This window comes from Hymenobacter sp. (genome assembly GCF_031398885.1).
In the GTDB taxonomy this organism is placed as follows: Bacteria; Bacteroidota; Bacteroidia; order Cytophagales; family Hymenobacteraceae; genus Hymenobacter.
Window position 1 is genome coordinate 1 of record NZ_JANNOD010000115.1, and the last position, 5383, is coordinate 5383.

Annotated in this window: 4 protein-coding genes; all 4 read right to left on the bottom strand. The window is 63.0% G+C overall.

Features of this window, described 5'->3' with window-relative positions; translation table 11 throughout:
- On the bottom strand, window positions 1–642 hold a 642-nt coding region (locus tag RMO51_RS20610; RefSeq protein WP_310397867.1), incomplete at its 3' end, for a S49 family peptidase.
- A 91-nt stretch (window positions 643–733) separates the two neighbouring features.
- The gene (locus tag RMO51_RS20615) at window positions 734–1909 is read right to left on the bottom strand and encodes an SGNH/GDSL hydrolase family protein (RefSeq protein ID WP_310397868.1); all 1176 of its coding nucleotides are present in this window, start codon (window positions 1907–1909) and stop codon (window positions 734–736) included.
- A 60-nt stretch (window positions 1910–1969) separates the two neighbouring features.
- Window positions 1970–4741, bottom strand: a complete 2772-nt coding sequence (locus RMO51_RS20620; RefSeq protein WP_310397869.1) for a hypothetical protein — start codon at window positions 4739–4741, stop codon at window positions 1970–1972.
- Between the two features lie 3 nt (window positions 4742–4744).
- The coding region (locus RMO51_RS20625) for a hypothetical protein (protein WP_310397870.1) at window positions 4745–5383 on the bottom strand (639 nt) is incomplete at its 5' end.

Sequence of the window (5383 nt, forward strand, 5' to 3'; positions counted from 1 at the left end):
GACGCCCATCTTCTCGAGCACGGGCTGGTAGTCGACGAGCGAGGCCATCACGCCCACGCTGCCCACCGAGCAGCTCACGTTGTTGAGCACGATGAGGTCCGTGCCGGAGGCGGCCGAGTAGGCGGCCGAGGCAATCATGCCGTCGGAATAGGCCACGACGGGCTTCTTGAGGCCCGCGATGATGGAATTGAACTCAATCATGCCGTCCACGGCGCCGCCGCCGGAGTCGATGTCGAGCACGATGGCGGCAATGTTCTCGTGGGCGTCGGCCTCCTGCAGCTGGCGGCCGAGGCTGGCCGTGCCGGCCGTGTCCTCGCAGAGGCCCCACTGGTCGGCCTTCATCATCACGCCCTTGATTTGCACCACGGCCACGGAGCCCGGCTGGGCATCGTCGTAGCTCTTGCGCCGGCTGCGCACGGCCACCGGCGGGCTGGCCGCGGCCAGGTTCAGCTTGCCCAGGCCTTCGGGGTTGAGCGCGGCCAGGAGCACCGAGGCCTCGGGCTGCGCGGTGGGCGTCGCCTCGGCCGCCAGGCCTTCGCCGTTGAGCAGCTGCGCCACGCGGGGCAAGTACCCCATCACGGTTTGGTGCTCGACCGCAAACGGGCCTTTTAAAATAGCGGATAGCAGGTGGTTGACGCGCATCGGGCAGGGCAGAATTCCCTACAAAGCTGCCGGCGCCCGGAACCGATAAAAAGGACACAAAAAAGCCCCGCCGGATGAGGCGGGGCTGCTGTTAGGAAAATAACTGTGGACAGCCTTTTCGAAGCACGTCGGCAATTTGCTGGTTGCCAAGTTGTGTCGGATGCGCAATGTCTACCATCTTCCCGTTCGCTACCCTCATCTGCGACCAGCCTTCGGTCCACGTGTCGACGAAGCCTTCGTACTCGCGGGCCAGGGCATTATTGTAAGTACCACGCTGGGCCGGGTCGCCCCCGTCGGGCGTAGGCAGAACCAAAACTTGGGTGCCGGCATCCTGCAGGGTGGTCACAAAGTGCTTAACCAAGTGCAGCGTGGGAGCATCGGAAGTAAGCGCCCCGTCGTTGGTGCCGATTTGCAAAAAAGCATAGCGGGGGGATAAGCGGGTAATTTCCGGCAGATTATCCACCACATCCTGCGTGGTATTATATCCGCCGGCCATCACCTGAATCCGCTGCGCTGTGTGAGCGCGCAGCAAATAGGCGGGGATGTGAACGGGGTTTCCGGCATAGTAACCAGCCGTGATGGAATCCCCCACAAAGACGATTTCCGGCTTCCGATACTCGGTTGTTGACGCGGTGTAGCGACGCAGCAACGCAACGTCTGGGCTGGTAAGCGCGGCCGAGTACAGGAATATATTGGGCCGTACAAAGCCCTTCGATCCCGCTACAAGCGCGTAGGGGGTAACAAAATCGTATTTAAAGACAACCCGGCTGATGGTGGCACCCGCTTGTTGCAGCACGGCTTCCACCGTTCCCTCCACCATGTGCAAGAGCAGGCGAGAGGCCCCCAGCTGAGCCGGGGCGGACGCGCTGGCGGCAACCACGCCAATCTTGCCCCCCTCGTCAAGTCCGACAATTTTGAGTTGGCCGGCGGTGATGTCCCAATACGCGTAGGTCGAACATTTTTGGTCCGGATTCCGCTGGCTTTGCACGCCCACGGCGACCCCGCCGACGGTGCTTTTCACGTCGAATTCCAGGGCCACCGCGTAATTGCGCAGCGTGCTTTTGCCGTACTGTGCGTGGGTATAGGTTTGGCCGAAATCCCCTTTGCTCTCCCAACTCCAGTTCCTTAGGTTGCTAAAAGTTTCGTCAATAAACTTGCCGATTGGTTGGATGGCCGCGGCGGGTCGGGGTTCCGCCTTTTTGCAGCGGCACATGACCAGGATAAAGGGGAGCGAAGCGAGGAATGCCCGACGGCTGACAGGATGCATGGACCTAGATTTAGCACCGAAACTACTGAGAATTGGAGTGGTTTTCGGGGTTTCGTTTGCTTAAGCGGGGACAAGTCCGGTGCCAAGTTGCGGCTTGTGCATCTTGGCCGAACTGTTGCAAAACAGAACCGCGGTCGGGTAAGCATCTTCTGTAAACACGTACCCGAACTGATAGGCAATCGACCAGCTCAGTTTGTCTTCGCTTCTTTCCAATAAAGCAGACCCTTCCTCATCGATTAGAATGCGTACCCAGTGGCCTAACGGAAGCGCAATGATTTTGCGGCCGTACAACTGAATGCCCGGGGTATTGCCGTCCTGGTCTACGCCCGTGTCTTTGACGTAAACGTCTCCGGTGCCCGGGTCTAAGAACATCCCGACCGGGATGGAACGACCCGTTACGATGACCTGCTTGTCGTCGTTCCACCCCAAGATAGCATTTCCGGCTCCGGCTACCGTGTTCTGCATCATCACGTAGGCTACCCCCCCGGCCGGGAGCTTCCAGTTGGCCACGCCGCTTTCTTTGTACCCCGTGTCGTCGCCTATGTTGTCGTCGGCGCTCGTGGTTAACAACTCGTTGGTGTACACCAGCGTTCCTGTATTATTCGGGAAAAGCAAGGGGGCGCCGGCAACCGAATCGCCTACTGCGCCCGTTGAAAAATCTAAGCCCGCGCTGATTTTAGGCGCCGACTGCGCATACCCAACGGTATTGGGGTGTACCGGGTCGTAGAGCTCGTTGGTCAGGGTTGAACCATCCAGGTACCAAACGAAAGAATCCCGGCCGTTGCGCGCCGTTTCCAGGCCCGCCCGCGTGTTCGGCGCGCTTTCCAACTTATCGCTACCGCTCTCAATTGTGGTGAGATAAGGCGAAACAAGCAATATCTTGACGTTCGGTTTACGGGACTTCAACTCATCGAAGAACAAGCCCACCATTGCCCCCATTTGGGCACCTGTTGCCTGACTTGTGGCCCAGTCATTAATTCCGTTCGTTCCAAAGAGGTAAACCGGATTCGCAGTATTGCCCCACGCCGCAACGGCCTCGTCGGCCCTCAAATTGCGTTTGGCCGCCGTGTCGTATCGGTTGCTGATGCGGGCCCCGCCCGCACCAACCAGCTTGAAGGTGTAGGAGGGCCGCAGGGGTTTGATTTGGCCGATGTGACCCGTCAAATACGGTGCGTCAGATTGGATGCCGCCGCCGGTTGAGTCGCTCTCGGCAACGACAACGGTTGCGCCGTCTGTGATATTGATAAGCTCAGCGGCGGTGACGGCCGTGCCGAAAATCTCAACACTCACCACACAAGCGCCCCACAGCACCCCCGTCGACCCGTAATTTTGCACATAGGAGTTGTAGAAATCCGTCACCCGGGTGCCCGTGCCTGGCAACGGAACGGTGATGTACTGAATGGAGCCCGCAACGGTGTCGGCCGCAATGCCCGTCACCGAGGCGATTTGCGTGCCGTTGGGCATGGTCACCGGCGCGCCGTCGTCCACAATACCGATGCCGACGGGGCTGCGATTGGTGTCGTTATTGGGAGCAAATTGAGCGTCCGTGCTCCCTGTTGGGTTATTGGGCAGGTTGGACCAAACGCCAATTTTGGCACTGGTGCCGTTGTGCTGAAGGGAGGCGTAGGAAAACTGCGAGAAAGCAAGGTGGCCGTTTCCCGCCGCAAGGGTGCCGGCGTTGGCGTTGTACTTCGTGATGGGCACCAGCGCCGAGGCGGCGTTGCTCGGCGGGGTGGAAGCGGTAAAAACCAGCTTGCCATTGAAGAGGGTGACGACCACGTTGGAAGCAGCCGTGTCGATGAGGGCCAGCACATCGGCCGCGTTTATGCCCCCGCCAGCCGCGCCGGCCAACCTCCGCAGCAGCACGTGCACCGGCTGGCCAGGGTCCGTTGCGGTGACGCGGAAGCGAAAGACGGCCTCCGACAACAGGAAGGCCGCGCCCTGCTCAGGGGCCCAGATAATGGAATCGGCGCTCAGGTTCTCCAAGAGGTCGAGCGCGCCGTTCAGCACCTCAATGCCGTTCGGGTCGTACGCGCCGCTAGTGCGCAAGGAAAGCGCCACGTCGTAGGTATCCAATCCGGCGGGCACGCTGATCAGTTGCGCGTTGCCAAGTTCGAGCAGGGCGCGCACCTCGGCGGTGAGCACCGGCAGGGCTACTGCGTCGGGGGCCACCTGCCCGCCGGTTGATGCCAGCGGCGCGAACGGCTTATACAGCGGGTCGTCGTCGTCGCCCGTTGGAACGGGGTGCGTGGAGCCCGTGCTGTCGTCCCGCCAGGCGAAGAGCCGCGTCACGGGCGGGTCCAGCTCCTCGAACGTGTACTGGAACACGTCGCCGGCCCGGTAGTCGTTGCCTTGGATGAGCTCCGGGAACGAGGCAACCCTTTCCTCCTGCGGGCCGCTCACCTGCACCCAGCGCGTCGGCGTGCGGGTGGTGGTGGCGGGGGCCACGTCGGTCAGCGCGCTCACCGGCCCGGTGGAGTCGCGGATGAGCTGATACGTGATGGAAGGCGCTACGTCCCCGGCCGCGGCCGAGGCGGAGTCCGTGCCGTTGACGGCCACGGCGTTCATGCCCGCCACCAGGTACAGGGCCGGGATGGTGCCCAGCGAATCGGTGAACGGCACCGGGTACGTACTGCCCTTCACGCGGCGGGTGGTCAGCTCCTTCCAGTTGGCAAACACCTTAACCAGGTCGTTCTTGAACTCGCGGAAGTCGCTCTCCCGGATGTTCTGGATGGTGTTGTCGGCGAAGCGCAGGTCCCACTTCGTCACGAAGTCGGGGATGTTGAGCTGGGCGACGGCCGTGTCGGGCGGCGGCGTGGGGTTGGCGGCCATGGGCTATTTGATGGTTAAGACGACCCGAAAGCCACTGCTGATTACTAGTTCTTTGCCCGCCGGCACCAGGGCCATCAGGTTGCCCTGGAAGTCGAGCACGCGCACGAAGGCCCCGGCGACCGGCGCGGCTCCGCTGGCGGCCGGCGCCCCGGGCACCAGCAGCGCGCCGGCGTAGTAGGGCCCGCGCTCGGGCGTCTCGCCCAGCAGCTGCACGTCGACGCCGGCGCGGGTGGCCACGCTGCCCCCTTCCGTGCCGGCCAGCAGGCGCAGGTAGGCCTGGCGCGTGCCGAGCAGGCGCAGTTGGCCGTTGGCCTGGCGCACGAGCAGCAGCAGCTGCCGGCGGTCGAGCGCCTCGAGGCCGCCGAGCACGCCGGCGGTGGGCTGCGGCCGCTGGCCGGTCACCTTCACCTGGTAGGTGGTGCCGCTGCGCCCCTGCTTAGGGACCTCGGCCACCTTCAGGGTTTGCTGGGTGAGCTTGAGCTCCACCCAGCTGGCGCCGGGCCGCAGGGCCAGGTCGCCCACCACGGCGCCGCCCACCACCACCGGGTCGCGCAGCAGGTCCTCCACCGGCAGGTAGTAGAGGTTGAGGTAGCCGGCCAGGTCCGGGTTGGGCAGCTGCTCAATCGGGGCGAGCGTGGGCGG

Coding starts and splice junctions, on each gene's coding strand:
- RMO51_RS20615 (WP_310397868.1), bottom strand. CDS start 1,909: ATGCATCCTGTCAGCCGTCGGGCATTCCTCGCTTCGCTCCCCTTTATC.
- RMO51_RS20620 (WP_310397869.1), bottom strand. CDS start 4,741: ATGGCCGCCAACCCCACGCCGCCGCCCGACACGGCCGTCGCCCAGCTC.